This window comes from Candidatus Pelagibacter bacterium nBUS_28 (assembly GCF_051200915.1).
Classification (GTDB): domain Bacteria; phylum Pseudomonadota; class Alphaproteobacteria; order Pelagibacterales; family Pelagibacteraceae; genus Pelagibacter.
Genome location: NZ_CP172844.1, coordinates 798,647 through 825,152 on the forward strand (window position 1 = coordinate 798,647; position 26,506 = coordinate 825,152).

The window sequence follows — 26,506 nt, forward strand, 5'->3', positions numbered from 1 at the left end:
AATGTTTACTCAATTTATCACCTTTGCAATTATTGTGGCCATCATTGGCTGCATTATGTATGGCCGAAAACTTATTAGAACTGAAAAAGTTGATGCAGTTTTCGGAAACCCTGAAAGAGCTAAAGGTGGTACGCACTGGATTATTGTAGGAAGTAGTGTCATTTTACTTACATGGCTTTATTATTCATGGGATATAGCTAAATCATTTTATCCCCAATCAGCTAACGAATTATGTCAAGTTGGTAAAGTAAACGACTCTTTATTATCATTAAAATATTTATTCCCAATTGAAGAAAGAGAATTCAAAAGTACATCAATCATTAAAGCTGAAAATAAAAATATAACTAAACTTAAAAATGAAATTCAAAATTCAAAAGATATAAGTGAACAACACAGATCTTTTTTAATTGGATTAATTGATAAAACTAAATCAACTATTCCATTATTAACGAATGAAAACTTACTTGAAAATCAAACAAAAATTAAAATTTCAGAACTTGCTGGTAAAATTGATCAATTATCTAATGAATTTAAAAAAGAAGATTATCCTTATGAAACTTCAGAACAACGAAATAAAAGATTAATCGATGCTCAAGCTGAAGGTGGTTGGGGTGCATCTGGAACTGCTGTAGAAAATACAGTTGAAGTTCCAACAATTCCCAAAACAAATAAGGGTTTAAAATTTGATGCTGCCGCTCAAGAATTAAAAGTAATTAGTGATGAGTTCTTTAAGCTAAGAAACCATAATTTTCAGTACAAATCAGTAATGAAAGAAATCAAAGATGATGTTAAAGCATTTAGAAAAGCAGCAGATGATAGTGAAGAAGTGGCTTCAACATTAGCTAAAGATGTTCTTAAAATTGCAAGACGAATTGAATATGCAAGTATTTTTCCACCAAACACATTGGATGAAATGCAAAATTCTATACTTACATTTGATGAGGTGCAAAAAAATGAACAAGGATCTTTAAGATTAGTTGATATCCTTTTATTTCCAGCAGGAACCATTGTATCAAGTGGCCCAAATTGCTCTGAACAAGGTTCTGGTAGATGGCTACCCAAACCATCAGATACATTTAATAAATTTATTCTTCTATCAAAACCAAGTGTTGGATTTAAAAATATTCCACTGCTTTGGTTTGAAATGATGGATGTAAGTAAAATTATTGGTTTTGTTTTACCTGACTGGATTGCAGATATAATACCAGGCAAATATCCTGTTCATAATGAATTTGGTGTAGTTAAGCCTAACTTTAAAAGTAAAGTTTTAAGTGTAGTATCAGGAGAGTTTAGTCTATTTAAAATTCCAATTCCAATGGGTCACATATGGGACTCTTTTTTAAGAGTATTGTTAGGTTTAGTGATTGGAATTATTTTAGGAGTTCCTCTTGGATTGTTTATGGGCTTAAATAGATTTGCTAAAGGCTTTTTTGATCCATTAATTGAATTATATAGACCTGTACCACCACTTGCATGGGCTCCACTTATTATATCGGTACTTGGAATTGATAATGTTGGAAAAGTATTTTTACTATTTATGGTATCATTTTCTATCATGATTATCTCAGCTAGGGCTGGGGCATCTGGAACTCAATTATCAAAAATTCATGCATCACACTCATTAGGTGCTTCTAGATGGCAAATTTTAAGATATGTAATTTTTCCTAACTCCTTACCAGAAATTTTAACAGGTGTTAGAGTTGCAATTGGTATGTGTTGGGGAACATTGGTTGCAGCCGAGTTTTTAGCAGGTACTACTGGTATAGGTTTTGTTGAAAATGTTGCTAAAAAATACTTCCAATATGAAGTTATCTGGATCACTATTTTTGTTATGGGAATGTTAGGTTTATTGTTTGATGTAACTTTAAGAAAACTTATAGACAAATATATTCCATGGCGTGGTAAAGGGTAATAGTGAAAACCCCAATTCTTAAAAAAGAAATTATAAAAATCTTTCAAAAATATGGTCTCAGTAAAGATCATGCTTTAATTTCTGCTAATGCATTAATTAATGCAGAATTAGTTGGCGCTTATGGACATGGTTTATCCAGACTTAAAATGTACTGCGATCGTATTTCAAAAAAAGTAATTAATCCTAAACCTAAAATTAAAATAAATAAAATTTCTCAATCTATTTCACATATAGATGCAAACAATAGTATTGGTTTTGTAGCAGCAGATCTTGGAATTAAAACAGCAATTAAACATGCTCAAAAAACTGGAATTGGAATGGTGGCTGTAAAGAATAGTGGTCATTATGGATTATCTGGTTACTACGCGGAACAAGCTGTTAAGAAAAATTTAATCGCAATGATTTATACAAACGCACCACCAGCTGTCGCTCCCCATGGTGCTTTAAAATCTTTATTTGGAACAAACCCAGTTTGTTTTGGAACTCCTACTGGTTCTAAAATTCCTTTTATATTAGACACATCAATCTCAGTTATAAATAGAGGTAAAATTAGAGTGGCCGCAAGAAACAATCAAAAAATTCCAGAGGGTGTTGCTCTAGATAAATCAGGCAACCCGACAACTGATGCAAAAAAAGCTTTAGCAGGTGTTCAGCTTCCAATCGCAGGATTTAGAGGATCTGGACTTGCTTGGATGGTAGATATTTTAAGTGGTGTATTAACTGGTGGCAATCATGCAGGAAGAGTTAAAGATCCTTTTGATGATTTCTCTGGCCCACAAAATATTGGACATTTGTTTATTACTTTTAAAGCAAATTTATTTCAAAAAAATTATAATCAAAGAATTAAAGATAATATTCAAACAATTAAAAAACTTCCTAAGATTAAAGGTGTTAAAGAAATAATGTATCCAGGACAAAACAAGTTTAATCGATACAAACAAAATCTTAAAAAAGAAATCTCAATACCAGATATTATTAAAAAAGATCTAGAGACTTTGATAAATTAATAGGGATATAACTCCAAAAAAAGTAATTATTAAAGATAAAATAATTGTATTTTTAATAAATTGTCTTTTTTGTTTTACTCTAAGTTTTTTTTTAAGCTCATGAACACATAGATTTTTTTTATTTTTGACTTCATTTAATTCAGTATTATTTTCATAAGCTTCATCTAATGCTTTGCTCATAACAGGAGTTAATCACTGATAAATTTGTAATTAAATAGATTGACAGTTCAAATTGGGCAAAATTAATTTGCAAGAAGAGTTAGAGCACCTAAAGACACACACACTGTAGAAAAGATAATTGTTCTTTTAAATTTATCTTTTTTTTTCTGATCTATTATTCTTTGCTTAAGAACATCCACGTTAACTCTAGTGTTAATTACGAGAGAAGGGTCTTTAGCAACATCAGATGTTCTGTTTAAGCTTTCTGTACTCATTAATGATAATTAATCATGCATTAATAAATTTAGATATACTACCGTTGTCCAAAATGGGTTGACTCCTTTATTTGTATCGTTCAAATTGGGTTTTTTAAAATATATGAAGCAATTACCCAGTATATCCAATCAAATTAATGAAGATAAAATCTTTAAAATTATCAATAAAAATTTTAGTAAAATAGCACCCTATTGGTTTAAATTAATTTCTAGTTGGCTTATTCGTTCATACAATGTTTTTCAAGACATCGATAAATTCATAATTTTAATCTACTTCATTAATAAAGATTTAATTTTCTATAGAAAAAATGGATTAGTGATTGATTACGATACATTTTATAAAGATAAATCAATAGAAATTCCAAAAATAAATATAAGTGATATCTCAAATGATCTTCATATACCTAAAGAAAGTGTAAGACGTAAACTTCAAGAATTAGAGAAATCAGGAGTAATTAAAAAAACTGGAAAAAAGATTTTTGTAGATAGATCTGCCTTTACAGCTGCAAAAGCAGAACAAACTTTAAAAGAATTAAGTATCTTAATTAGTAAGTTTAATGAAATATTAGTGAAGGAAAAGATAACTAATAATATTTTTGATACTAATGAAATTTCAGAGTCAATTAAAACTAATTTTTCTTTTTGCTGGTATCAATTCTATAAACTTTTATTTATTTTTACCAATCGTTGGAGAGATAATGTAGCTGACTTAGAAACCTTAGCTATTGGGGTTGTGGTTCTTTTAAATACAGTAGGTAATAAAAGTTTTAAAGCAAAAGATTTAAATAGAAAAAGTTGGACAATGATTGCTCAAGGAGCTGATGATGTCGGAGTTAATGCTATGTCATTATCAGATATAACAAGTATTCCTAGACCTACGGTCGTTAGAAAGACAAAAAAATTAATTGAAAAGGGTTTTTTACATATTAATGAAAAAAAACTTATTACATTGAACATAAAAGGTTTAGCGTTAAAAAAGTTTACTACTTTGCAAAATAAAAATATGAAAAATTTAAGTAACTTTTTGTATAGAATTTTTAACCAGATTAAGATTACAAATACTAATTAGATTTCTTTAAAATATAAATAAAGATAAAACCAGTTATATACATAGTGAGTGCATAAGCTGCAGTTGGTATCACATAAGTAATATCATCAAACATCAATGTTGCAACAAACACTGCTAGAGTTCCATTTTGTAAACCACACTCTAATGCAATACATTTTTGTTGAGCTATTCCTGATACAAATTTTTTAGCTATAAAATATGCTATCAACATCATTACTACGTTTAAAATTAAAACAGCTAAACCTGCTTGAGCAAGATAATTTAAAATATTATTTTTTTCTTCAATCCAAATTGCAGCAAAAACAATTATAAATAGCCAGCCAGTTAATTTATTAATAATATTAATTTTAGATGAAATAAAGTTTTCAGCAAAACCTCTAATAATCATTCCAATAATAACTGGTACTGTTACAACTAATGCCATCTTTAATGCAATGCCTGTCATTGAAATATTTTTTGAAACAACTACTCCTAAAAATTCGGCTGAGTTAATGACAACAAATGGAACTGATATAATGCTAATTAAACTTACAACTGCAGTTAAAGAAATTGATAATGCTACATCTCCATTTGCAAATTTAGTTAATACATTTGAAGTAACTCCTCCTGGTGCTGCAGCAATAATCATTAAACCAACAGCTAATGGAGCTGAAAGATCTAATGCTAAAGCTACACCTAAGGCAACTATTGGTAAAATTACTAATTGAGAAAAAAAACCAACAAAAAAATCCTTTGGAGTTTTTAATACTCTTGTAAAATCTTTAACTGAAAGACCAAGACCTAGTCCTAACATAATTAATGCTAAACAAATTGGTGCAATCTTAGTTACGATTTCCATTAATAGTTTTTATATAGAAGTTCCTTTTATTAGCAAATTTAATTAAACCACAAATTGAAAATCTGTCATAACTTTGAAATAAATAGTGACAAACCTTATTAATTCATACTAAGTTTTAAAAATATTAACTAGAGAGAGGATATAATGAAAAATATAATGAAACTAGCTTCAATTGCTTTGGTTCTTTTATTTACATTGTTCGGATTAACAAACAAGGCTTCTGCTGCAAAACTTACTTTATATTGCAGTGTTGAAATAGATGTTTGTGAAATGCTGGAACAGGCTTATGAAAAAGAAACAGGCACTAAAGTTGCAATGACAAGAGCAAGTAGTGGTGAAACTTTTGCTAAGATTAAAGCAGAATCTTCAAATCCTAAAGGAGATGTTTGGTTTGGTGGAACAGGTGATCCACACCTAACAGCTGCTCAAGAAAATCTAACTGCAGAATATAAATCAAAACATTTTAATGATTTATTACCAGCAGCTCAAAACCAAGCTGTAAATGCAAACTATAAATCTGTTGGTATTTATGTTGGTGCATTAGGTTTTGGATATAACAAAGAACTTTTAGCAAAAAAAGGTTTGCCAGCTCCTAAATCATGGATGGATTTAACTAAACCTATTTATAAAGGTGAAATCCAAATAGCTAACCCAAATTCATCTGGAACTGCTTACACAACTTTAGCTACAATTATTCAAATTTTTGGTGAAGAAAAAGGTTGGGATTATATGAAGGCTCTTCATTTGAATGTGAATACTTATACTAAATCTGGTTCTGCTCCAATTAAAGCAACTGGAAGAGGTGAAAACCTAATAGGTATTTGTTTTCAACACGATGGTGTTAAGCAAACTAAAAAAGGTTTACCCGTTGTAACTGTGTCTCCTGCTGAAGGAACTGGTTATGAAGTTGGATCTATGAGTATTATTGCAGGTGCAAGAAATATGAAGGAAGCTAAAAAGTTTTATGACTGGGCTTTAAGTCCCCCGATTCAAACTATGGTTTTCACTTCAGGAAAATCTTTGCAAGTGCCGTCTAATACTAAGGCACAAGCTGATCCTGATGCTCCAGACTTATCAACTATAAACTTAATTGATTATAACTTTAAAGTTTATGGAGATAAAAGTACTAGAGCAGGCCTGTTATCCAAATGGGATAACGACGTATCTGTAATTCCTAGATAATATTAGGAATTAATGAAAGGACTCGTTATCTGTTGGATGCTCATAGGAGGATTGGGTTTCCTAATCTTTCCTTGGTATGTAACAGGTGACGGGTTTTTCTCTATTAACTGGATTAAAGAATATTCTTTAGAAGATTATGGTTCGGTATTACCTCAGGTTTTTATAAACCAAAAATATTGGCTTTTACCTTTAACTGCTCCCCTATTTTTTCCTTTAGCCACACTTAAATTAAGTCAAAATAATCCTCTTTATTCAAAGATTTTTTTATATTCTGGATTAATTGGTTTTTTCTATTTTTTTCTTCAAGGATTTTCAATCGGCATTAGAGGGTGGAATTTTGAAATTTTTCAATCAATATTTGGAGATGTAGAAAATCAGTTTGGAGTAGGATCTGGTGCGGTTTTAACCTGTTGTACATTTATCTTTTATATAACTCATGGTTTATCTTCAAGAGGATGGCTTAATGGTGATAATTTTATCGTTGGTAGTATTGGAAGTATCATCATCTTAGTTTCAACTTTTGTATTCTTCCCAATTTTTAGAATGTTTACAGTTGCTTTTAAAGGGACTGAAGGTGGCTATGAAATAAGTAATTTTTCAGACAAAATATTAAATAAAGGAATTTGGGGATTGGATTGTCTTTATAGCGATTATGCTTGTGGTGTTTTTTGGAATACAATTACAATGGGAACTCTTACAGCATTTTCATCAACAATTTTAGGATTAGCTTTTGCACTTTTAATCGCAAGAACTAGTTTTAAGTTTAAAAAAACAATAAGAATACTATCTGTATTACCAATAATCACTCCCCCTTTTGTAATTGGTTTGGCAATAATAATTTTATTTGGAAGATCAGGTGCAGTAAGTACTTTTTTAGAATGGGGTTTTGATATTGAACCTTCTAGATGGATTTATGGTTTACCAGGAATATGGTTTGCCCAAACTCTAGCTTTTACCCCTATTGCATTTCTAATTTTAATCGGAGTTGTTGAAAGTGTTAGCCCATCAATGGAAGAAGCATCACAAACATTGAGAGCTTCTAAGTGGCAAGTTTTTAAAACTGTTACTTTGCCATTAATGAGACCAGGTATAGCAAATGCATTTTTAATTGGCTTTATTGAAAGCTTGGCAGACTTTGGTAATCCATTAGTGCTAGGGGCAGAATATGATGTCTTATCTACAGAAATATTTTTTGCAATTGTTGGTGCACAATATGATGAAACAAAAGCAGCGATACTTGCAATGATTTTGTTATCAGTTGTACTCGTAGTATTTTATTTACAAAACCAGTGGTTGGGTAAAAAATCGTATATTTCAATTTCTGGTAAAGGCGATAGCGGTATGCATCCTGAGCTTCCAAAAAAAACTAAATGGGTAATTTATTCAACTGTACTTCCATGGGCATTCCTAACATTTGTTATTTATTTAATGATTATGTTTGGTGGTTTTGTTGAAATGTGGGGTGTAGATCATAGTTTCACCTTAAAACATTATATTGAAGCTTTTAGCATTGATTGGGTTAAAGAAAGAGGATTATTGTGGACTGGTACAGCGTGGAATTCGTTTAACACTACATTTGCGATAGCAATAATTTCAGCATTACCAACAGCTGCAATCGGTATTTTAACAGCATATCTTCTTACAAGACATAAATTTAAAGGTAAAAACGCTTTTGAATTTGGTACCATGTTAAGCTTTGCAATCCCCGGAAGTGTTATCGGGGTAAGTTATGTTTTTGCTTTTAATGTTCCTCCTCTTGAGCTGACAGGAACAGGAATAATTCTGGTAATTGCTTTTGTTTTTAGGAATATGCCTGTTGGGGTAAGGGCTGGAATGGCCTGCAATGAACCAGCTTGATCCTCATTTAGATGAGGCATCCTCAACTTTAAATGCATCTAGCTCTCAAACATTTAGAAACATAATTCTTCCATTGCTTAAACCTGCAATCACCGCATCTCTAGTATTTAGTTTTGTAAGAGCAATGACGGCAATTAGTGCTGTAATCTTCCTTGTAAGTGCAAATTATGACTTAGCTGTTTCATACATTTTAGGAAGATTAGAAAATAACGACTTTGGTCTAGCAATAGTATACTCGTCTGCACTAATAGTTGTTATGTTGTTTACAATATTGCTTATGCAATTAATAATAGGTAAACGTAAATTAGGAAGAAGAGATCAATCTGCAGGCATATTACAGGGAAACTTAGGATAATGAAAAAAGCTGAAGTAAAATTTGAAAATATTACAAAAAAATTTAATGAAACTGTAGCTGTTGATAATGTTAGTTGTATTTTTGAAGCTGGAACTTTAACTACTTTACTTGGTCCATCTGGATGTGGAAAAACTACATCATTAAGAATAATTGCTGGACTTGAGAGGGCTACAAGTGGAAAAATTTTAGTTGATAATGAAGACGTAACTATATTACCAGCAACTGACAGGGATGTTTCAATGGTATTTCAATCTTATGCCTTATTCCCACATATGAGTGTTATTGAAAATGTTTCTTATGGATTAAAAATGATTAACGTAAATAAAGAAGAATATACAGAAAAAGCATTAGAAACTTTAAAATTAGTAAATTTAGATGGATATGAAAACCGAATGCCATCAGAATTATCTGGAGGTCAACAACAAAGAGTAGCTGTCGCTAGAGCAATTGTACTAAAACCTAAAGTATTATTATTTGATGAACCTCTTTCAAATTTGGATGCAAAACTTAGAAGACAAGTTCGTGAAGATATAAGAGAAATTCAACAAAAACTTGGAGTAACAACAATTTATGTAACACATGACCAGGAAGAAGCTTTAGCAATATCAGATAAAGTTATAGTTATGAATAAAGCAGTAATTGCTCAACAAGGAAGTCCTAAAGATCTTTATAATTTTCCAAAAAATAAATTTGTTGCTAATTTTATTGGTGATGCAAATGATGTCGCTGCAGAAATTATTAACAAACAATCAAATACATATGAACTTAAATTAGCTGAAATGAGTGTAAAGATTGAAAATAACCAAGATTTAAATGGCAAAGTTAATCTAGCTTTAAGGCCAGAAAAAATTAAAATTAAAAGAGACAATAACAATAATTGTATACACGCAATAATTAAAAATGCCTCTTTTGTTGGTAGTAGTTATCAATATATTTTAAATTCTAAAATAGGGAACTTATATGTTGTTTCGGGAGATACAAACGACATATTTAAAGTAGGAGAAGAAGTGTTTTTAAGTATTGATGAACAAGATATTAAAATTTTAAATGAGTAAACTGACCACCTCTTTCATCGTAAGGGTCATATCTCAAACTTCTTAAGAATTTTTTAATATCATTCACAAGCAAATCTGGTTTTTCCAACGCAGCAAAATGGCCTCCCGCTGGCATTTCAGTCCATTGTTTGATGTTAAAAATTCTCTCTACGTAAGATCTGGGTGGCCACTCAGACATTTCAGCAGGAAATATTGCTGCTGCAGTAGGAATCTTTATCTTCTTAAAATTACTTGGAAATAATCTTCCACCCTCTTCTCTTCTTCCATAATAAATCCAAGTTGCTGTATCAAAGGTTTTGGTTAAAACATAAACCATAATATTTGCCAACAATTTATCTTTTGAATAAACGCTCTCAATGTTGTTGTCTTTTAAGTCAGACCAACCATGCATTTTTTCTAATATCCAAGCAGCAATACCAACAGGGCTATCCATCATTCCATAACTTAAAGTTTGAGGTTTAGTTGCCTGCTGTGTTCTATATCCATCTTGTATAATTTGATCTTTATCAAATCTGCTTTGCCATTTTTTTTCTTCATCTGATTGAGGACCATCTGGGTGGCGCATCGTAAGACAATTTATATGAATTGCTTTGCAAAACATCGAATGATCATAACCAAGCCAGTTCGCAATAGTTGCCCCCCAATCACCACCTTGAGCAACATAATTTTTATATTCAAGATTTTGAGTCATGAGCTTGTTAAATATTTCAGCCATTTTTCTTGGGCCAAGAGGTTTTGATGGTTTGCTAGAAAAACCAAATCCAGGTAAAGAAGGAACTATTACATCAAAAGAGTCTTTTTTATTCCCTCCAAATTTTTCAGGATGTGCAAGTTTTTCTATAATATCTAAAAATTCAATAACTGATCCTGGCCATCCATGTATTAATAATAATGGGACAGAATTTGGATTACTTCCCTTTTCTTTAATAAAATGAATTTCCTGTCCATCTATATTAGTAGTAAAGTTTGAAAACTTATTAAGTTCTAGTTGATGTTTGCTCCAATCAAAATCTTTAATCCAATAATCACACAATTCTTTTAAATAACTTTTATTGGTTCCATGATCCCAATTTTCTAAATCGACTATAGAGTTCCAAGGATAATCTTTTACTTTTTGATAAACCAAAGATATTTCTTTTTTAGTAAAATTAACGTTGAATTCTTTAATCATTTAATAAAATTTAGTATCTAAAATAATAAAATCTACTATATACATTTTTAAATTTAATTATAATCATTGTTTATGCTTTCAAATAAAGAAATCGTCTGTCCCAATAATCTGCTTGATGAAGCTCACAAAAAAAAAGGTGTAAAAGTTGCAGTTGTAAATGCTGGTAAACCATTGCCCATGCTTTCAGTTCAAGATGCAGTAAATGAAAATTTAATTGAACCTATTTTTATCGGAGACAAAAAAGAAATTCTAAAATGTGCAGAAAATTTGAAATGGGATATTTCTCAGTATGAAATTATTGATGAGCCTGTAGAAAATAATACTGCAAAAATTGCAGCAAAACTTGCTAGCAAAGGTAAAGTAAAGATAATTGTTAAAGGTCATATTCATACAGATGTACTAATGAAAGAAATTTTAAAACGTGAGTATAATTTATTAGGCAAAACTCGATTAAGCCATATTTGGCATATGACTGTAGAAAAGGATGATAAACCTTTAATCATTACAGACGGAGCTTTAAATGTTTTACCTAATGTAAAAACAAAAATGCATATTCTTAAAAATGTAATTAATTTTTCTAATAGAATAGGAATAACTAGACCAAAAATTGCTGTTTTATCTGCTACAGAGGAAGTTTTAGATAGTGTCCCAAGTTCTTTAGATGCAGCAGAAATAACCAAAATAGCAAAAGAAGAAAACTTAGAAGCTGATGTGTTTGGCCCACTTGCTTTTGATAATAGTATTTCAAAAAAATCAGCATCAATAAAAGGAATTAAAAATGTAGTAGCTGGTGAAGCTGATGTATTATTGGTTCCAAGTGTTGAGACTGGAAATGGCTTAGTTAAGATGATGATATATTTTATGGGTGCGTGTGCTGCTGGAGTTGTAGTTGGTGGAAAAGTTCCAGTTGTAATCACAAGTAGATCTGATGAAGCTCAGGCAAGACTAGCCTCTATTGCTGCTGCTGTAGTTGCTCTAGATTAATTCAAGGTATTAAAATGAGACCATTTGATTATATAAGTCTATATTTCCTAGTTATTATCTTGTGTGTTGTTAGTGTTAATTTTGGTTATAGATTGTATTTTTAAATCATTGAATAAAAACATTTTATACATTATTAAGAACCTCTTAAAATAAAGGAATTAAACAATGGCTATACAATATTTAAAAAAATCACCAAAAACATCATCAACTGACGACACAAAAACAACAGGTATAGTTCAAGATCTTTTAAAAAATATTGAGACTACAAAAGAACAAGGTTGTATCGATTTAACAAAAAAATTTGATAAATACGATGGTGATATTATTGTTTCTAAAGAAAGAATTGAAGAGATTAAAAAAACACTTGATCAAAAAACTAAAGACGATGTTCAGTTTTCATACGATAGAGTTAGAAAATTTGCTGAAGCGCAATTAAAAAACTATGGTCAGGATTTTGAAGTAGAGCTTTCAGAGGGTTTATTTGCAGGTCAGAAGCTTGTACCTGTAAACACTGCAGGTTGTTATGTACCTGGTGGAAGATATGCTCACATTGCATCAGCTGTTATGAGTGTAACAACTGCAAAAGTTGCAGGTGTTAAAAATGTAATAGCTTGTAGCCCACCAAAAGAAGGTGTGGGTGCTCATCCTACAATAATATATACGGCTGATTTATGTGGTGCAGATGTAATTTTAAACTTAGGTGGTGTTCCAGCTATTGCTGCTATGACAAATGGTTTATTTAATAACCCTCCAGCTGACATTATAGTTGGTCCTGGTAATCAATTTGTTGCTGAAGCGAAAAGAATTTTATTTGGTAAAGTTGGAATTGACTTGTTTGCAGGTCCTACTGAAATTGGAATTATTGCTGACGCTAAAGCAGATCCAGAAATTGTAGCTGTTGATTTAGTTGGTCAAGCCGAGCATGGTTATAATTCACCTTGCTGGTTATACACAACAAGCAAAGATCTTGCTGAAAAAGTAATGAAAAGAGTTCCTGAATTAATAGCCGAACTGCCAGAAGTTCCAAGAACAAATGCTGATGCTGCTTGGAGAGATTATGGTGAAGTTGTTCTTTGTGATACAGATGAAGAAATGGTTAAAATCAGTGATGAATACGCACCTGAACATTTAGAGGTACAAACAGAAAATCTACAATGGTTTCATGACAAATTAACAAACTATGGTTCATTATTTATTGGTGAAGAAACTACCGTAGCTTATGGCGACAAATGTTCTGGAACAAACCATATTTTACCAACTAAAGGTGCTGGAAGATATACTGGTGGTTTATTTGTTGGAAAATTTGTTAAAACTTTAAGTTTCCAAAGAATGACTAAAGAATCTACTGAGTTAGTTGGTGCTGCAGCTGCTAGAATTTCAAGATATGAAGGAATGGAAGCTCACGCTAGAACGGGTGATGTCAGGTTAAAAAAATATGGTTATTCAAACTAATAACTATTTTTTTGGTTAACAAAACTCTTAATTAAATCATTAAATTTATCTGGTTCTTCAAGATGTACGTTATGACTACAATCTTTAAAGATTTCTAGTCTACTATTTTTAATTTTTTTGTTAAGTGTATCAACTTGGTCAAAGTTATAAGCCGTATCTTTATCACCCCAAACAATTAATGTTTCATTCTTAATATCTTTTAAATTTTCTATACCTGACCAATTTTTCATCGCTTTAAGTGCATTATCAGCAGTCTCTAGAGAAACATTTTTAACTGCATTTGCACATAAATAATAATTTTTATCCTGGTCACCCTTTACAAACCATTTCTTTGGAACTCTTGAAAATGATACGGCTGCACCCTCTTCTTTTAATCTTTTTCTCGTTTCATCAATTGTTTCAAATCTTCCAGGTATTTCGCCAATAGATCCTGTTGCAAAACAAATTAATTTATTAACTCTGTTACCAACAATTTTAGTAATTTCTTGTACTATCATTCCACCCATTGAATGACCAAGTAAATTAAATTTATCTATTTTTTTTTCATCAATTAAGTCAATTACAAACTTAGCCATTTTATTAATTGAGTCTAATGATTGAACACCACTACTCTCACCAAATCCAGGTAAAGCTAGTGAAATTACTCTACAAAAATTTGAAAAAAAATTTTTTTGATTACACCACATTTCAGATGAGCCTAAAAAACCATGAACTAATACTAAAGGATATCCCTCACCTACATCATCAATATAAATTTTACTCATAATATTTAATTAATCATTTTTGTTATAATAAACAATGTTAAAAAACTCATAAAAATAATTATTGAGATATTAATTATATTCCAAATTTTTTTATTTTTTGCATATTTAGACAGATATTTTGAAAGATATCCAATTAAGAAAAAAAATAAAAAAGATGCAATTGATGCACCTGCTCCAAAAAGTATTTTTTGACTAATTATGAAGTTTTTTGAAAAATTTCCTAAAAAGAATACTGTATCAGAATAAACATGTGGATTTAAATATGTAAATCCTAGAGTTCTTAAAAAAATATTAAATGCTGTAATACTAGTCAAATCTGTATCAAAATTGACTGCTGTATTATAATTCTTTATTTTTGAATAAATAAAATGAAGTAGAAAAATTACTAAAGCTATATTGAATATTAATTCAACAATTGAATTAAAATACTGATTAAAAAATTGAAAAATAAATATCCCAAGAAAGATTAAAATTAAGTCTGAAATAGAGCAAACTATACAAACAAGAAATATATGTTGTTTTTTTAACCCTTGTTCAATTACAAAAATATTTTGAGCACCAATTGCTAAAATAAGACTTAACCCAGTAAAAAAACCTAATAACAGAAATTCCATTAGGGTTTATTAAACTCTTTTCTTACCTTGAACAACCCTATCTAAAATTAATGCAACAAATAATATCGCAACACCTGCGAGAATACCTTGACCAACATTAGCATATTGTAAAGCTTCTAATACATCTTGCCCCAAACCTTTTGCCCCAATTAGTGATGCAACTACAACCATTGCTAAACTTAACATTACAGTTTGGTTTACACCTGCTAAAATTGATGGAGTAGCTAAAGGTAAATCTACCTTTCTTAGCAAATACCATTTAGTTGCACCGTAAGCTATTGCAGCTTCCCTGATTGTCTCTGGCACTCCTCTTAATCCAAGTACTGTTAATCTTACAACAGGAGTTCCACCAAATATCATTGTAATTATTACTGCTGCAACCTTCCCTGTCCCAAAGAATGCAATTACAGGTATCATAAATACAAATGCAGGCATTGTTTGCATAAAATCCATTATTGGTCTTATCATTGAATAAAATCTTTGTCGTCTTGCACAAAAAATTCCAAGCGGTATTCCAATTGCGATACTTAAAATTGCTGCTGTTCCAAGTAAAGCTAGTGTTGTCATTGCTTTAACCCAAAAACCTAAAAAGCCCATATAACATAAGAAACCTGCTGAATAAATTGCAGCTCTGGGACCAGCTGATAGCCCTGTTAAAGTCACTATTGCAGTTATGATTACAATCCATGGTGTTTTTACAAATAATAATTCTAAAAAATCTAAAACAGATCTAATACCAATTGTAATTGCAGTAAATAATGCATCCCCTTTTAATACAGCATAATTAAAAATTTTTTCTACCCAGGCAATAGAAGTTAATCTGATATCTGGATGGGTTGGAAATTCATCCATAATTACAATTAAACCTGGAAAACTGTAGTGCACTACTGAAAAGAACATAATTACGGAAGCAAAAACTGTACTTAAAATATAGTTTTTAGTTTGCATACCAGGGCTTATTGATTTGTCAGATAACCATTCGGAATATCTTTTTTCTAATTTAGAGTTTGCAAGAACACCTTGGGCAATCTTAATTGAAATTAAAAGTGCTATTCCAAAAATTGTTATCCAGATGGCTGATGCTTCAATTCTACTAACTTCATCAATATAGCCTTGCATGGCGTCCTCTAATGATTTGATATTTCTTTTATAGACATCAACTTTGTCAGGATTATTGGTAATAGCTGCTTCTAATTGCTTATTTCTAAATGCAATTGTCGATTGGACTTGTTCAATTTTTTGAATAGCATCTTTTGTGATATTACCAAATAAACCTCTTATTATTTGAACAACAGAAAAAGTTTCAATAATTAGAAAAGTTAAAGCCCAATTCCAAATGTTTCTCATTCCAAACCAAATTGGTCCAAGAATTGCTGCATAAAGATTAAATGAAAAAGAAAAAGTAGGTTTGCTACCTATTTGTTGGAATTTCTCAATATAATATTCTGGATTTGTTTTGACAAAATCAGTTATTAACTCTGATCTAGATGGATTGTTTAGCTCTTTACTCACCATCTCCTCCTTCAATAACTGCTTTTAAAAGATCTGACTGCGATATAACACCAACAATTTTATTTTGATTATTATTTACAATTATTGGCTTATCTCTAGATGCTGACGTTTCAATAAGTTTACTTAGCAAATCACTCTCATTAACAATTTCTAAATCATTTGTAATTTTTCCATTTTTATTTTCAAAATTTTCAACAGTTTGCATTATTGATTTAGCCTGAACTACTTTTAATCTAGAAATACCTTTAACAAAATCAGCAACATAATCATCTGCTGGACTAACAACAATTTCTTCTGGAGTTCCAATTTGAATTACTTTCCCATCTCTCATAATTGCAATTCGATGACCTACTCTTACAGCTTCATCTAAATCATGAGTAATAAAAACAGTAGTTTTTTTCATTTGTTTTGAAAGTTTAATAAACTCAGATTGAAGCTGTCTTCTTATTAAAGGATCTAATGCACTAAAAGGCTCATCCATTAATAAAAAATCTGGATCTGCTGCTAAAGCTCGAGCTAGCCCTACTCTTTGTTGCATACCACCTGATAATTCATGTGCAAATTTATTTCCCCAACCTTGTAATTCTACGATATCTAAAATTTTATTAGCTGCATCCAATCTATCATTTTTACTTACCCCTCTAATTTCAAGAGGCATTGCTATATTATCCACAACAGATCTATGAGGCATTAGTGCAAAGTTTTGAAATACCATACCAATTTTTTTATTTCTTAATTCTTGTAAGTTATCTCTATCAAGTGTCATTACATCCTGACCGTTGATTAAAATTTTGCCAGATGTTGGTTCTAAAAGTCTATTAATATGCCTAACTAATGTTGATTTTCCACTACCTGAAAGGCCCATTACACAAAATATTTCACCTTGTTTAACATCAAAAGAAACGTCAGATACACCTATAACAGAGTTATATTTCTCCAAAGCTTCATTTTTAGAAATTTTTTTATTTTGGATAGCATCTAGTGCTTCGTTTGAAGTGTTACCAAACACTTTCCAAACATTTTCAATTTTAATTGCTGATCCAGAAGAATCCATTTAACTTTCTTTTATTTGAGGAAAATATACCCGGCAATATAAAATTGCCGAGTATAAATAATTTATTTTAGATTAAAGACCTAACCAACCATCAACTGTTGATTTGTTAGCTTTCATCCAAGCTCTCGCTACATCAGCTGGTTTTTTTTTCTCAACTGAAATTGCATAAGCCATAGCCGATACATCATCTGCTGTTAGTTGAAAGTTCTTAAAGAATTCAACAATAGCTGGAGATTTACTTTCTAGAGAAGTTCCCCATCCAATTTGAATTTTTTTAAGTGCGTCTTTAGAAGCTACGTATGATTTTTTGTACCAATCAGCATCCTCTTTAGGTTGTACCATTTTGTATTTAGCTGGATCGAATTTTGGCTCTTCCAACATAACTACATCAGCCATTCCCCAAATCGCATGCGGTTTGTAACAATAAAATGCATAGCCTTCGCCTTTTTTAATAGAGTCAAGTACTCTTGCATTTTTAACAGCTTCTGCTGCTCTGATTGGCTCAATTCCTGCATCATATAAACCATAGTCTCTTAACTTAACTTGGTTAACATTAGCTGAAGCCCAACCATCTGCACCAATCCAGAACTCACCTTTACCATTGCCATCACTATCCATAGCTTTAACAACTTCAGGTCTTCCTAAATCTTCAATTGCAGTAATATTAAATTTTTTCGCAAATTGCTGAGAAACACAATAACCTTGGTTTCCTTCATATGGTTTGCTACTTAATTTTAAAGTTCCTTTTGGAACTAAATCATTTGTGTAAGCTTGTTGATTTGGTAACCAGATGTCAGGGTGAACTTCAATCTCACCTTTACTTCTGTCGATCGCACCATAAATAGCAGTGTTGTTTCCTGGAACAAGTTCTGCTTCTCCACCCATTTTATCTGTAACAACTGCAGCTAATAAGTTTGCAATAGCTGTTGCACCTGTCCAACCTGGATCACCAATTTTTACCTTCTCAGCAAATGTTGAAAAAGTAGCAAAAAGTGAAATTAATCCAGCTACAAGTGTAGTTTTAATTATTCTCATTATCTCTCTCCTATTAATTTAAAAATTTAGTCTAACGCGAATGAACAAAGTAAGTCAAAGGAAATTAAGTTACAAAAGATATATATAGTCTTGTCTTTTTAACTTAATGGTCGCAGTAATTATTGATGACTTATCCAGATAGTTTTTGTCTGAAGAAATGAATTAAGGGCTTCAGTTCCTTGATCTCTGCTTAATGAACCTGATTGTTTATAGCCTCCAAATGGAGTTTTAATATCTCCCTCTGAAAAAGTATTAATTGAAACTGTCCCACAAGGTAAACTTTTTGCTAGATGAAAAGCTCTATTTATATCTTGTGTGAATACACTAGCATGTAATCCATATTTTGAATTACTTGCAATTTTCAAAGCCTCTTCATCATTTTTAACTGTCAAAACTCCTAATACTGGACCAAAGATCTCTTCTTGAGCAATGGTCATATTTTCTTTTAATCCATCAAACAATGTTGGCTTTGCATAAAAGCCTTTTTGTTTATTGTTTGATACTCCACCAGATAAAAGTTTTGCACCTTCATCTATTCCTTTTTGAATATACCCATCGACTGTTTGTAAATGTCCTTTTGAAATCATAGACCCCATATTCGATTTTAAATCTAATGGATCACCTACTTTTAATTTTTTTACTTTTTTTATTACTTTATCTAAAAATTCATCTTTAACTTTTTTGTGAACTATCTGTCTCATGTTTGCAGAACAGTTTTGACCGCCATTCCAAAAAGCAGAATTTATTGCATTATCAATCAAATCATCATTAATTTTTGCATCTTCTAAAACTATAAATGGACTTTTACCACCCATTTCAAGTGCAACAGGTTTTAAATTACTTTCACTTGAGTATTTTAAAAAATATCCACCTACTTCAGTTGAGCCTGTAAATGAAACAGCATCAATATCCTTATGTCGACCTAGAGCCTCACCAACATCTCCATATCCTGGAAGAACGTTTAATACACCGTCTGGAATTCCAGCCTCTTTACCAATTTGAGCAACTCTAATTGCAGTAAGCGGGGTATCTTCTGCTGGCTTAATTATTACTGAACAACCTGCAGCTAATGCTGGTGCCATTTTCCAAACAGCCATCATTAGTGGAAAATTCCAAGGAACAATTCCTGCAACAACACCTATTGGTTCTTTAACTATTAAACTTGTAATAGATGGTTCGGTTGGACCAACTTTTCCAAAAACTTTATCTATAAGTTCTCCATACCACTGAAAATGCATTGGAGCATCATTGGCGACTTCATTAATACAATCTGTAACTAACTTTCCAGTATCAACACATTCTAAAACTGAATTTTCATCTCCATGTTTTCGAAGTAATTCTGCAAATTTTAATAAAATTTCTTTTCTATGTTCTGGAGAACGTCTTGACCAAACACCACTATTAAAAGCTTTTCTTGAAACTTTGACTGCAAGATCAACATCTTTATGATTGCATTTAGCAACAGTGCAAAGTTTTTTACCTGTTGCAGGATTTATTGTTTCAAATTTTTTACCATCAATAGCATTTACATATTTACCATTAATAAATGCTCTTCCTTCAAACTTTAATTTCTTTGCGATAGTTTTATAATTGATAGCCACTAACTATTCTGGATTAGCTGTAAGTGTTTTTATCTCTAAAACATTTTCATTAGGGTCTTTTACGAAGAAAGTTTCCTGTTCATACTTAGTTCCTTTAAATCTTAAGTATGGCTCATCATAATACTTTGTACCATTATCTTTTAATCTTTGCTTTAGAGCATCAAAATCTTTTCTTGATAAATGAACACCAAAATGAGGAACAGAAACATTTCCCATATCAACATCGTGTCTCTCGTTATCTAATTTATGTTCACTTGCATGAAGAGTTAACTCATTTCCCCAAAAATCAACATCAGCCCACTCTTGAGCAGAGTTATCTAATCTACAGCCTAATGTTTCACTGTAAAATTTTTTTGCTACTTCTAAGTCACCACAAGGGACAGCTAAATGAAAACAATTGGTATTTCTATACATAAATCTCCTCTTTAATTACGAAATATAATCACTATATAAAGATCACAATTAAGTCAATCTAGCAAAAAAACATGGGAAATTTTTTACAATCTATAATTGATCGAGATCCAGCTGCAAAATCTAAGTTAAGTTTAATTTTAACTTATCCTGGAGTTAAAGCAGTCTTCTTTCATAGACTAGCAAATTTTTTTAGTACCGCTAAATTTGAAATAATTGCAAGAATGATTTCTCAGTTTTCAAGATTCTTAACTGGTATTGAGATTCACCCTAAAGCTAAAATTGGAAAAAATTTATTTATTGATCATGGTATGGGAGTTGTGATTGGAGAAACTTCTGAAATTGGTGAGAATGTAACTATCTATCATATGGTTACACTTGGAGGGATTGCACCAAGTATAAACTCAAATGGTCAGCGAAATATTAAAAGACACCCAACAATCGAAGATGATGTAGTTATTGGATCAGGTGCACAAGTGTTAGGTCCTGTCAAAGTTGGAAGATGTGCAAAAATTGGTGCTAACGCAGTGATTACAAGAGATGTTCCAGAAAAAGCTGTTATGGTTGGTATACCAGCAAAGAATGTTGGTATCGCTGATAGCGAATTCAAACCTTATGGTATTACTCCAGATAGTGATACAAAATCAGACTAATGAGCAACATTCAAAATGATTTTATTTCAGGGATTGGAAATACTCCTTTAATTAAATTAAGAGCTGCATCAGAAATAACTGGATGCAATATTTATGGTAAAGCTGAATTTTTAAATCCAGGTGGATCAGTTAAAGATAGAGCTGCATTAGCTTTAATAAAAGATGCTCAAGAAAAAAAATTCATTTCAAAAGGTGGGACTGTTGTTGAAGGAACAGCAGGTAATACTGGAATTGGTTTGGGTCTTTTAGGAAACTCCTTAGGGTACAAAACTATTATTGTAATGAACGATAATCAAACTCAAGAAAAAAAAGATTTATTAAAAAACCTAGGTGCAGAACTTAGATTGGTAGCACCAAAGCCTTACAAAGATGAAAATAACTTTGTAAAAATTGCAGCAAGACTAGCTGATGAATTAAGACCATCAAATAATAACGGTGTTATATGGGCTAATCAATTTGATAACACGGCAAATGCAAAAGGTCATTATGAGGGAACTGGACCAGAAATTTGGGATCAAACAGATGGTAAGGTTGATGGATTTGTTTGCTCGTCTGGAACCGGTGGAACTATTTCTGGTGTAAGTAATGCTCTTAAAGAAAAAAATAAAGATATAAAAATTTATTTATCAGATCCTAAAGGTTCTGCTCTTTATAATTATATAAAGAATGGTGAGTTAAAATCAGAAGGTGGGTCCATTACTGAGGGAATTGGTTCAAGTAGAGTAACTAAAAACTTTGAGAATGCTAAAATAGATGATGCTTATTCAATCGATGACCATGAAGCACTACCAATTCTATACGACCTAATTCAAAATGAAGGGTTAAGCCTTGGCACAAGCTGTGGAATTAATATCGCTGGTGCAATTAGATTAGGTAAAGAATTAGGACCAGGAAAAACGATTGTTACAATTCTTTGTGATAGAAGTGATAAATACTCAACTAAGATGTTTAATAAAAAATTCCTTGAAGAAAAAGGTTTACCCTTCCCTAATTGGCTTTAGATATAAATTTTATCTGACAACCCATATATTAGAACTGCACTCAAAATAGTAAATACTAGTGGTGCTATAACACCTTCGTTCGAGTCATTTCTAATTCCTGTTTTGTCAATTTTTATCGAATAAGTGTTTACAATTAAGATACATACATTTTGTACAAAAATTAAATTAAAGAATGCCCAAGTACCTTCAACACCATTAGGTCTGACAAACATTATATAAAGAGCCATCAATAATGCTCCTAGAAAAGTAGCACCTATCATTCGCATTATAGGTGTTGCTGTTTCATCCATTTCAAATTTAGCTCTAAAATTTTTATTATTAATTATCATTTGATAAGCATAAATTCCAAAACCTAAAAAATGAATTATGAAAAGGATTAAGTAAAAAATTCCATTAAATTTTTCAATCATAGTTAATTTTTATCAAAAAAAATTGTTATTGTTAATTTTTAAATGTAAGAAATCAATTCTAAGATAAGTTGTAAAATAACTAAATTTTATAAGTACTAAGCCTTTTTCTTCGATATTTTTATAATGTTATGCATTTAATTTTTTGGGATAATAAAAAATTAATAATGAAAGGAGAATAAAAATGTATGTAAAAATAGAACAAAAACTATCTAAGGGATTTAACTTATGGAAAGAAATGATCCTTGCAAATGGAGATAAATTAAAAAAATATGGAATGACAATTGCTTTTGCGGGCTCAGATAAAGAAGATGATAATACAATGACAGTAATTGTACATTTTGAGTCAATGGAAGGAATGAAAGGATTTAGTGGAGACGAAGAAATAATTAAAGCAAGAATTGACGCTGGTGTAATTATAGATCAATCAAAAATGACTATGATGTCTGATGATTCAGTAATGAACCATTCTGGTTAATAAATAAAAGAAAGAAAGATAAATATGTCAATATTAGCAAAATATAATGCTGCTATGGAAGCAAAAGATGAGACTGCAATGAATGAAATTTTACATGATGATTATAAGTTTACCATGCATGCATCAGGTAATGTTTTAGGAAAAGCAGATGTAATCAAGTGGGCAATGAGTGGTGACATTAAAAGAGATAAAATAAGAGTGATTTTTGAAAATGATGAAATTGGTGTTGAGCATTCATTTGTATCATTTAATGATGGAAATACAGAAGCTGTAATGGCTGTCTTCAAGTATCAAGATGGAAAAATGATTTCTCTTGAAACAGGAGCAACAAAAATACCTAAATAATTATATATATTTCGCGAGATTTCATTTAAAGTTATTAAATGAGTCTCGCTACTTCATACATCATCCTAATTTTAGCTGTTATCCTAGGAGTAACATCAAATAGTTTTGCAAAAAGTGCAGAAGGTTTTACCCTTCTCTTTCCAAGTGTTATCACAGCAATAACTATCGTTGCTTGCATGTATGCACTTTCAATGGTGATGAAAAATATTCCAATGGGTATAACTTATGCATCCTTTGCGGGTTTAACAATCATTGCAACTGTAATTGTTGGAATATTTAGATTTGATCAAATACCAAATCTTTATTCAATAATAGGTTTAGCTTTTATTATTACTGGCGTTCTAATGGTTAACTTATTAGGTAATAATTAAAGTATGAAACCTTTATTTGGTTATTTGTTTTTAGCTGTTGGTATTTTTGCTGGGATAGCTGCTAATAGTTTTGCAAAAATATCTGAGGGTTTCACAAAAACTTTGCCAATAATTTACATGTATCTACTTATGATGATTTGCTTATTCTGCATTGCAAAAGCTATGCATGCACTTCCAGTTGGGTTCGCTTATTCAACTTATAGCGGATTAACAGTAGTGGGTGTTGTAGCATTCGCCATGATTAAATATAATCAAATTCCAAATCTATATGGAATTGTTGGAATTACCTTAATTGTAATTGGTGTTGTAATGGTTAACTACTTGGGAAAACTTAATTAGTTTTAGTATTATTATTAGGTGCACATATTTCAGATCTTGTTAAAAATCTTCTTCCAGTACCATTATCAAGTGAAAACATTCCGCCCATACCTTCAATACAATCAATTATAAGATCAGTATTTTTCCAGGCCTCATGTTGTGTCTCACTTATATAAAAAGGAATATCACCAATTTTTCCAACTAACACATCGTCGTCACTTACTAAAAATTCTTTCACTGGATAACACATGGGTGCACTTCCATCACAACATCCACCAGATTGATGGAATAATAAATCTTTACCATGAGTTTTTTTTAAGTCTTCAATTAACTCAAGTGCAGTAGGTGTTGCTGAAACTTTCATATTTAATATGGCCCGTGATTTAATACGGGCCATTATAATTTATCTATTAAAAGAAGCCTAATTTTTTTTCACTGTAAGACACGTGTAAATTTTTCACCTGTCTGTAATGATTAAGCATCATTTTGTGGGTTTCTCTTCCAATTCCAGATTGTTTATAACCACCAAAAGCAGCATGCGCTGGATAAGCATGGTAACAATTTGTCCAAACTCTTCCTGCTTGGATTCCTCTTCCCATTCTATAAGCAACATTACCATTTCTAGTCCAAACTCCAGCTCCTAAACCATAAAGTGTATCATTAGCAATTTCTAATGCATGTGCTTCATCTTTAAATTTAGTAACTGAAACTACAGGTCCAAAAATTTCTTCTTGGAAAACTCTCATAGAGTTATCACCTTCAAAGATAGTTGGTTGGATATAGTTTCCTTTTTCCAAACCACTATTTAAGTTAGCAACCTCACCACCACAAAGAACTTTGGCACCTTCTTTCTTACCTAGGTCTAAGTAAGATTTTATTTTTTCCATTTGTTCTAAGGATACTTGAGCTCCTATCATTGTTTCCATTTTAAGAGGATTGTCTTGTGTAACAGCTTTTGTTCTAGCAACAGCCTTTTCCATAAACTTATCATAAATAGACTCTTGAACTAACACTCTACTAGGACAAGTACAAACCTCACCTTGGTTAAGAGTAAACATTGCAAAACCTTCCATACATTTATCAAAGAAGTCATCATCATGATCCATGACATCTTCAAAGAAAATGTTTGGTGATTTTCCACCTAATTCTAAAGTTATTGGAATTAAGTTTTGAGATGCATATTGCATAATTAAACGTCCAGTTGTTGTCTCACCTGTAAATGCAATCTTTCTAATTCTCTTAGATGATGCTAAAGGTTTTCCTGCCTCTAAACCATAACCACTTACTACGTTAACAACTCCTGGAGGTAATAAATCTCCAATTAGTTCCATCAGTAATAAAATTGATGCTGGTGTTTGTTCTGCTGGTTTTAAAACTACACAGTTTCCTGCAGCCAATGCTGGTGCAAGCTTCCAAGTAGCCATTAACAATGGAAAATTCCAAGGTATAATTTGACCAACAACCCCTAATGGTTCAGGAATATGATAAGAATATTCACTATTACTTATCTCTGATACAGAACCTTCTTCAGCTCTAATCACGCCTGCAAAATATCTCCAATGATCAACAACTAATGGTAAATCAGCGGCCATACATTCTCTTATAGGCTTTCCATTGTCTAGACATTCTGCTGTAGCTAAAAGTTCCAGGTTCTTCTCAATAACATCTGCTATCTTAAGCAGCATATTTGATCTTTCAGTAATTGATGTAACACCCCATGTTGGAAAAGCTGCATGAGCTGCATCTAAAGCAGCCTCAACATCACTTGCATCTGATCTTGGAACTGCACATATGACTTCATTATTTATTGGGCTTACATTGTCAAAATATTTACCTGATTTAGGTTCAACAAATTTTCCCCCAATATAGTTTCCATATTTTTCTTTATAAGGAAATTTTACTTTTAGATGAGATGTATCCAATAAAGGAGATTTCCCAGCTTTGATGGTTTCAGTACTCATTTTTTTTCCTCTCTCTCTACTTTTTTTATTTTTAAGCTTATTATTTTTTTTGGAAACCTTGGATGGTTTCTTTGTCGCTACTCTTTTTGTAGCAACTTTCTTCTTAGTTTTTGATTTTTTTCTAGATACTTTGGCTAATTTAGTCTTTTTTTTCTTAGTCTTTATTTTTGCTACTTTTTTTCTTTTAATAGCCATGGGGAAATTTAACTACTAATCAAAGCTGATGTCTATTTTAATAAATATTTTTTACAATTTATGATTGAACTAAACACTGTATGATGTGTCTTATTTTAAGTGAACACTATTAACAGATTTAACTAATTAAAATTATTTGGCAATTCGTGAATGCCATTATCAGTTAGATTAATTTCAAATTCATCCACAACATTAGACAAATCTAATGAAGAGTATAAATGAGGAAACATATTGCCATCTGATGCTTGCTCCCAAATTAAATGATCTAATTTTAATGTTTCAACCTTCAGTAAAATTAGATTTTCTTGTTTTGAGTAATATTTTTCAAGAGTTCCTTTGACCTGATCTTCCCCTGAAAAATGGATATAACCATCCTCTATATCTTTAGAAGATCCTAAATAAGTCTCTGATTGTTTAACTTTTTGCCATTCTTTGACATCAATTATTTTAAAAATATATTTTAAATTCAC

At 31.2% G+C, this 26,506-nt stretch carries 28 protein-coding genes and 1 pseudogene; 14 read left to right on the plus strand and 15 right to left on the minus strand.

Features of this window, described 5'->3' with window-relative positions:
• Position 1: 1 nt before the first annotated feature.
• Complete coding sequence (locus ACIJYC_RS04305) at positions 2-1,912, plus strand: ABC transporter permease (protein ID WP_435164756.1); 1,911 nt, start codon at positions 2-4, stop codon at positions 1,910-1,912.
• A gap of 2 nt (positions 1,913-1,914) precedes the next feature.
• Positions 1,915-2,919, plus strand: coding sequence for an Ldh family oxidoreductase (locus ACIJYC_RS04310; RefSeq protein ID WP_435164759.1), 1,005 nt, complete (start codon positions 1,915-1,917; stop codon positions 2,917-2,919).
• Here ACIJYC_RS04310 and ACIJYC_RS04315 read toward each other — a convergent pair.
• Together ACIJYC_RS04315 and ACIJYC_RS04320 are read right to left on the minus strand one after the other, a co-directional pair.
• The gene (locus ACIJYC_RS04315; RefSeq protein ID WP_435164762.1) at positions 2,899-3,099 is read right to left on the minus strand and encodes a hypothetical protein; all 201 of its coding nucleotides are present in this window, start codon (positions 3,097-3,099) and stop codon (positions 2,899-2,901) included. The two genes, ACIJYC_RS04310 and ACIJYC_RS04315, sit on opposite strands and share 21 nt — an antisense overlap.
• Before the next feature lie 62 nt (positions 3,100-3,161).
• Positions 3,162-3,353, minus strand: coding sequence for a hypothetical protein (locus ACIJYC_RS04320; protein ID WP_435164765.1), 192 nt, complete (start codon positions 3,351-3,353; stop codon positions 3,162-3,164).
• Between the two features lie 103 nt (positions 3,354-3,456).
• Here ACIJYC_RS04320 and ACIJYC_RS04325 point away from each other — a divergent pair, with 103 nt between their 5' ends.
• Positions 3,457-4,422 carry a MarR family transcriptional regulator gene (locus tag ACIJYC_RS04325; RefSeq protein WP_435164767.1) on the plus strand — a complete coding sequence of 322 codons (966 nt, stop codon included), beginning with the start codon at positions 3,457-3,459 and terminating at the stop codon, positions 4,420-4,422.
• On the opposite strand, the gene ACIJYC_RS04330 is transcribed toward ACIJYC_RS04325, so the two are convergent.
• On the minus strand, positions 4,415-5,260 hold the full coding sequence (locus ACIJYC_RS04330; protein ID WP_435164770.1) for a bile acid:sodium symporter family protein: 846 nt from the start codon (positions 5,258-5,260) through the stop codon (positions 4,415-4,417). The two genes, ACIJYC_RS04325 and ACIJYC_RS04330, sit on opposite strands and share 8 nt — an antisense overlap.
• A gap of 144 nt (positions 5,261-5,404) precedes the next feature.
• Between ACIJYC_RS04330 and ACIJYC_RS04335 the strand changes: the two genes are divergently transcribed.
• The 3 genes and pseudogenes from ACIJYC_RS04335 to ACIJYC_RS04345 all read left to right on the plus strand — a co-directional run bounded on the left by ACIJYC_RS04335 (position 5,405) and on the right by ACIJYC_RS04345 (position 9,709).
• A complete protein-coding gene (locus ACIJYC_RS04335; protein WP_435117450.1) occupies positions 5,405-6,442 on the plus strand; it encodes an ABC transporter substrate-binding protein in 1,038 nt (345 codons plus the stop codon).
• 12 nt (positions 6,443-6,454) lie between these two features.
• Positions 6,455-8,654, plus strand: a pseudogene (locus ACIJYC_RS04340) (ABC transporter permease).
• Entirely contained in the window at positions 8,654-9,709 is a 1,056-nt protein-coding gene (locus ACIJYC_RS04345) for an ABC transporter ATP-binding protein (RefSeq protein WP_435164773.1), read from the plus strand. Before ACIJYC_RS04340 ends, ACIJYC_RS04345 begins: the two are co-directional and overlap by 1 nt.
• Here the strand turns inward: ACIJYC_RS04345 and ACIJYC_RS04350 are convergent.
• Entirely contained in the window at positions 9,690-10,880 is a 1,191-nt protein-coding gene (locus tag ACIJYC_RS04350) for an epoxide hydrolase family protein (RefSeq protein WP_435164776.1), read from the minus strand. The two genes, ACIJYC_RS04345 and ACIJYC_RS04350, sit on opposite strands and share 20 nt — an antisense overlap.
• Positions 10,881-10,952: 72 nt before the next feature.
• Here ACIJYC_RS04350 and ACIJYC_RS04355 point away from each other — a divergent pair, with 72 nt between their 5' ends.
• Together ACIJYC_RS04355 and hisD are read left to right on the plus strand one after the other, a co-directional pair.
• Positions 10,953-11,864 carry a bifunctional enoyl-CoA hydratase/phosphate acetyltransferase gene (locus ACIJYC_RS04355; protein ID WP_435164793.1) on the plus strand — a complete coding sequence of 304 codons (912 nt, stop codon included), beginning with the start codon at positions 10,953-10,955 and terminating at the stop codon, positions 11,862-11,864.
• A gap of 165 nt (positions 11,865-12,029) precedes the next feature.
• Positions 12,030-13,316, plus strand: a complete 1,287-nt coding sequence (gene hisD, locus ACIJYC_RS04360; protein WP_435164796.1) for a histidinol dehydrogenase — start codon at positions 12,030-12,032, stop codon at positions 13,314-13,316.
• Here hisD and ACIJYC_RS04365 read toward each other — a convergent pair.
• The 7 genes from ACIJYC_RS04365 to ACIJYC_RS04395 all read right to left on the minus strand — a co-directional run bounded on the left by ACIJYC_RS04365 (position 13,313) and on the right by ACIJYC_RS04395 (position 20,310).
• Complete coding sequence (locus tag ACIJYC_RS04365) at positions 13,313-14,080, minus strand: alpha/beta fold hydrolase (RefSeq protein ID WP_435164799.1); 768 nt, start codon at positions 14,078-14,080, stop codon at positions 13,313-13,315. The genes hisD and ACIJYC_RS04365 overlap by 4 nt on opposite strands.
• 5 nt (positions 14,081-14,085) lie before the next feature.
• Positions 14,086-14,694 (minus strand): LysE/ArgO family amino acid transporter, encoded by a 609-nt coding sequence (locus ACIJYC_RS04370; protein WP_435164801.1) that lies wholly within the window; start codon positions 14,692-14,694, stop codon positions 14,086-14,088.
• A gap of 9 nt (positions 14,695-14,703) precedes the next feature.
• Positions 14,704-16,209, minus strand: coding sequence for an ABC transporter permease (locus ACIJYC_RS04375; RefSeq protein WP_435162430.1), 1,506 nt, complete (start codon positions 16,207-16,209; stop codon positions 14,704-14,706).
• Positions 16,199-17,260, minus strand: coding sequence for a quaternary amine ABC transporter ATP-binding protein (locus tag ACIJYC_RS04380; protein WP_435164804.1), 1,062 nt, complete (start codon positions 17,258-17,260; stop codon positions 16,199-16,201). Before ACIJYC_RS04380 ends, ACIJYC_RS04375 begins: the two co-directional genes overlap by 11 nt.
• A 72-nt stretch (positions 17,261-17,332) precedes the next feature.
• Positions 17,333-18,295: an ABC transporter substrate-binding protein gene (locus tag ACIJYC_RS04385; RefSeq protein ID WP_435097986.1), complete on the minus strand. Its 963-nt coding sequence runs from the start codon at positions 18,293-18,295 to the stop codon at positions 17,333-17,335.
• A 119-nt stretch (positions 18,296-18,414) separates the two neighbouring features.
• Positions 18,415-19,896, minus strand: coding sequence for an aldehyde dehydrogenase (locus tag ACIJYC_RS04390; RefSeq protein ID WP_435164807.1), 1,482 nt, complete (start codon positions 19,894-19,896; stop codon positions 18,415-18,417).
• Between the two features lie 3 nt (positions 19,897-19,899).
• Positions 19,900-20,310, minus strand: coding sequence for a VOC family protein (locus ACIJYC_RS04395; protein ID WP_435164810.1), 411 nt, complete (start codon positions 20,308-20,310; stop codon positions 19,900-19,902).
• A gap of 71 nt (positions 20,311-20,381) precedes the next feature.
• Between ACIJYC_RS04395 and epsC the strand changes: the two genes are divergently transcribed.
• Both epsC and ACIJYC_RS04405 read left to right on the plus strand, forming a co-directional pair.
• Positions 20,382-20,960, plus strand: coding sequence for a serine O-acetyltransferase EpsC (gene epsC, locus ACIJYC_RS04400; RefSeq protein WP_435164813.1), 579 nt, complete (start codon positions 20,382-20,384; stop codon positions 20,958-20,960).
• Positions 20,960-21,961, plus strand: a complete 1,002-nt coding sequence (locus tag ACIJYC_RS04405) for a cysteine synthase A (protein WP_435164816.1) — start codon at positions 20,960-20,962, stop codon at positions 21,959-21,961. Before epsC ends, ACIJYC_RS04405 begins: the two co-directional genes overlap by 1 nt.
• Here the strand turns inward: ACIJYC_RS04405 and ACIJYC_RS04410 are convergent.
• Entirely contained in the window at positions 21,958-22,371 is a 414-nt protein-coding gene (locus tag ACIJYC_RS04410; RefSeq protein WP_435090892.1) for a hypothetical protein, read from the minus strand. The two genes, ACIJYC_RS04405 and ACIJYC_RS04410, sit on opposite strands and share 4 nt — an antisense overlap.
• Before the next feature lie 181 nt (positions 22,372-22,552).
• On the opposite strand from ACIJYC_RS04410, the gene ACIJYC_RS04415 reads away from it, so the two are divergent.
• From ACIJYC_RS04415 to ACIJYC_RS04430, 4 genes are read left to right on the plus strand one after another with little or no spacing between them, the layout of a single operon-like run.
• Complete coding sequence (locus tag ACIJYC_RS04415) at positions 22,553-22,846, plus strand: hypothetical protein (RefSeq protein ID WP_435164819.1); 294 nt, start codon at positions 22,553-22,555, stop codon at positions 22,844-22,846.
• Between the two features lie 24 nt (positions 22,847-22,870).
• On the plus strand, positions 22,871-23,191 hold the full coding sequence (locus tag ACIJYC_RS04420) for a nuclear transport factor 2 family protein (protein WP_435164822.1): 321 nt from the start codon (positions 22,871-22,873) through the stop codon (positions 23,189-23,191).
• A 38-nt stretch (positions 23,192-23,229) separates the two neighbouring features.
• Positions 23,230-23,562, plus strand: a complete 333-nt coding sequence (locus ACIJYC_RS04425; protein WP_435164825.1) for a DMT family transporter — start codon at positions 23,230-23,232, stop codon at positions 23,560-23,562.
• Positions 23,563-23,565: 3 nt separating this feature from the next.
• Entirely contained in the window at positions 23,566-23,901 is a 336-nt protein-coding gene (locus ACIJYC_RS04430; RefSeq protein ID WP_435164827.1) for a DMT family transporter, read from the plus strand.
• On the opposite strand, the gene ACIJYC_RS04435 is transcribed toward ACIJYC_RS04430, so the two are convergent.
• The 3 genes from ACIJYC_RS04435 to ACIJYC_RS04445 form a co-directional block, all read right to left on the minus strand.
• Complete coding sequence (locus ACIJYC_RS04435; protein ID WP_435168098.1) at positions 23,894-24,244, minus strand: DUF779 domain-containing protein; 351 nt, start codon at positions 24,242-24,244, stop codon at positions 23,894-23,896. The genes ACIJYC_RS04430 and ACIJYC_RS04435 overlap by 8 nt on opposite strands.
• Before the next feature lie 46 nt (positions 24,245-24,290).
• Positions 24,291-25,841 (minus strand): aldehyde dehydrogenase family protein, encoded by a 1,551-nt coding sequence (locus ACIJYC_RS04440; RefSeq protein ID WP_435168101.1) that lies wholly within the window; start codon positions 25,839-25,841, stop codon positions 24,291-24,293.
• 317 nt (positions 25,842-26,158) lie between these two features.
• On the minus strand, positions 26,159-26,506 hold the full coding sequence (locus ACIJYC_RS04445) for a DUF952 domain-containing protein (protein WP_435164830.1): 348 nt from the start codon (positions 26,504-26,506) through the stop codon (positions 26,159-26,161).

Coding starts and splice junctions, on each gene's coding strand:
- ACIJYC_RS04330 (WP_435164770.1), bottom strand. CDS start 5,260: ATGGAAATCGTAACTAAGATTGCACCAATTTGTTTAGCATTAATTATG.
- ACIJYC_RS04305 (WP_435164756.1), top strand. CDS start 2: ATGTTTACTCAATTTATCACCTTTGCAATTATTGTGGCCATCATTGGC.
- ACIJYC_RS04430 (WP_435164827.1), top strand. CDS start 23,566: ATGAAACCTTTATTTGGTTATTTGTTTTTAGCTGTTGGTATTTTTGCT.
- ACIJYC_RS04375 (WP_435162430.1), bottom strand. CDS start 16,209: ATGGTGAGTAAAGAGCTAAACAATCCATCTAGATCAGAGTTAATAACT.
- ACIJYC_RS04315 (WP_435164762.1), bottom strand. CDS start 3,099: ATGAGCAAAGCATTAGATGAAGCTTATGAAAATAATACTGAATTAAAT.
- hisD (WP_435164796.1), top strand. CDS start 12,030: ATGGCTATACAATATTTAAAAAAATCACCAAAAACATCATCAACTGAC.
- ACIJYC_RS04420 (WP_435164822.1), top strand. CDS start 22,871: ATGTCAATATTAGCAAAATATAATGCTGCTATGGAAGCAAAAGATGAG.
- ACIJYC_RS04410 (WP_435090892.1), bottom strand. CDS start 22,371: ATGATTGAAAAATTTAATGGAATTTTTTACTTAATCCTTTTCATAATT.
- ACIJYC_RS04405 (WP_435164816.1), top strand. CDS start 20,960: ATGAGCAACATTCAAAATGATTTTATTTCAGGGATTGGAAATACTCCT.
- ACIJYC_RS04345 (WP_435164773.1), top strand. CDS start 8,654: ATGAAAAAAGCTGAAGTAAAATTTGAAAATATTACAAAAAAATTTAAT.
- ACIJYC_RS04335 (WP_435117450.1), top strand. CDS start 5,405: ATGAAAAATATAATGAAACTAGCTTCAATTGCTTTGGTTCTTTTATTT.
- ACIJYC_RS04350 (WP_435164776.1), bottom strand. CDS start 10,880: ATGATTAAAGAATTCAACGTTAATTTTACTAAAAAAGAAATATCTTTG.
- ACIJYC_RS04415 (WP_435164819.1), top strand. CDS start 22,553: ATGTATGTAAAAATAGAACAAAAACTATCTAAGGGATTTAACTTATGG.
- ACIJYC_RS04435 (WP_435168098.1), bottom strand. CDS start 24,244: ATGAAAGTTTCAGCAACACCTACTGCACTTGAGTTAATTGAAGACTTA.
- ACIJYC_RS04325 (WP_435164767.1), top strand. CDS start 3,457: ATGAAGCAATTACCCAGTATATCCAATCAAATTAATGAAGATAAAATC.
- ACIJYC_RS04395 (WP_435164810.1), bottom strand. CDS start 20,310: ATGTATAGAAATACCAATTGTTTTCATTTAGCTGTCCCTTGTGGTGAC.
- ACIJYC_RS04370 (WP_435164801.1), bottom strand. CDS start 14,694: ATGGAATTTCTGTTATTAGGTTTTTTTACTGGGTTAAGTCTTATTTTA.
- ACIJYC_RS04320 (WP_435164765.1), bottom strand. CDS start 3,353: ATGAGTACAGAAAGCTTAAACAGAACATCTGATGTTGCTAAAGACCCT.
- ACIJYC_RS04365 (WP_435164799.1), bottom strand. CDS start 14,080: ATGAGTAAAATTTATATTGATGATGTAGGTGAGGGATATCCTTTAGTA.
- ACIJYC_RS04355 (WP_435164793.1), top strand. CDS start 10,953: ATGCTTTCAAATAAAGAAATCGTCTGTCCCAATAATCTGCTTGATGAA.
- ACIJYC_RS04440 (WP_435168101.1), bottom strand. CDS start 25,841: ATGAGTACTGAAACCATCAAAGCTGGGAAATCTCCTTTATTGGATACA.
- ACIJYC_RS04380 (WP_435164804.1), bottom strand. CDS start 17,260: ATGGATTCTTCTGGATCAGCAATTAAAATTGAAAATGTTTGGAAAGTG.
- ACIJYC_RS04385 (WP_435097986.1), bottom strand. CDS start 18,295: ATGAGAATAATTAAAACTACACTTGTAGCTGGATTAATTTCACTTTTT.
- ACIJYC_RS04425 (WP_435164825.1), top strand. CDS start 23,230: ATGAGTCTCGCTACTTCATACATCATCCTAATTTTAGCTGTTATCCTA.
- epsC (WP_435164813.1), top strand. CDS start 20,382: ATGGGAAATTTTTTACAATCTATAATTGATCGAGATCCAGCTGCAAAA.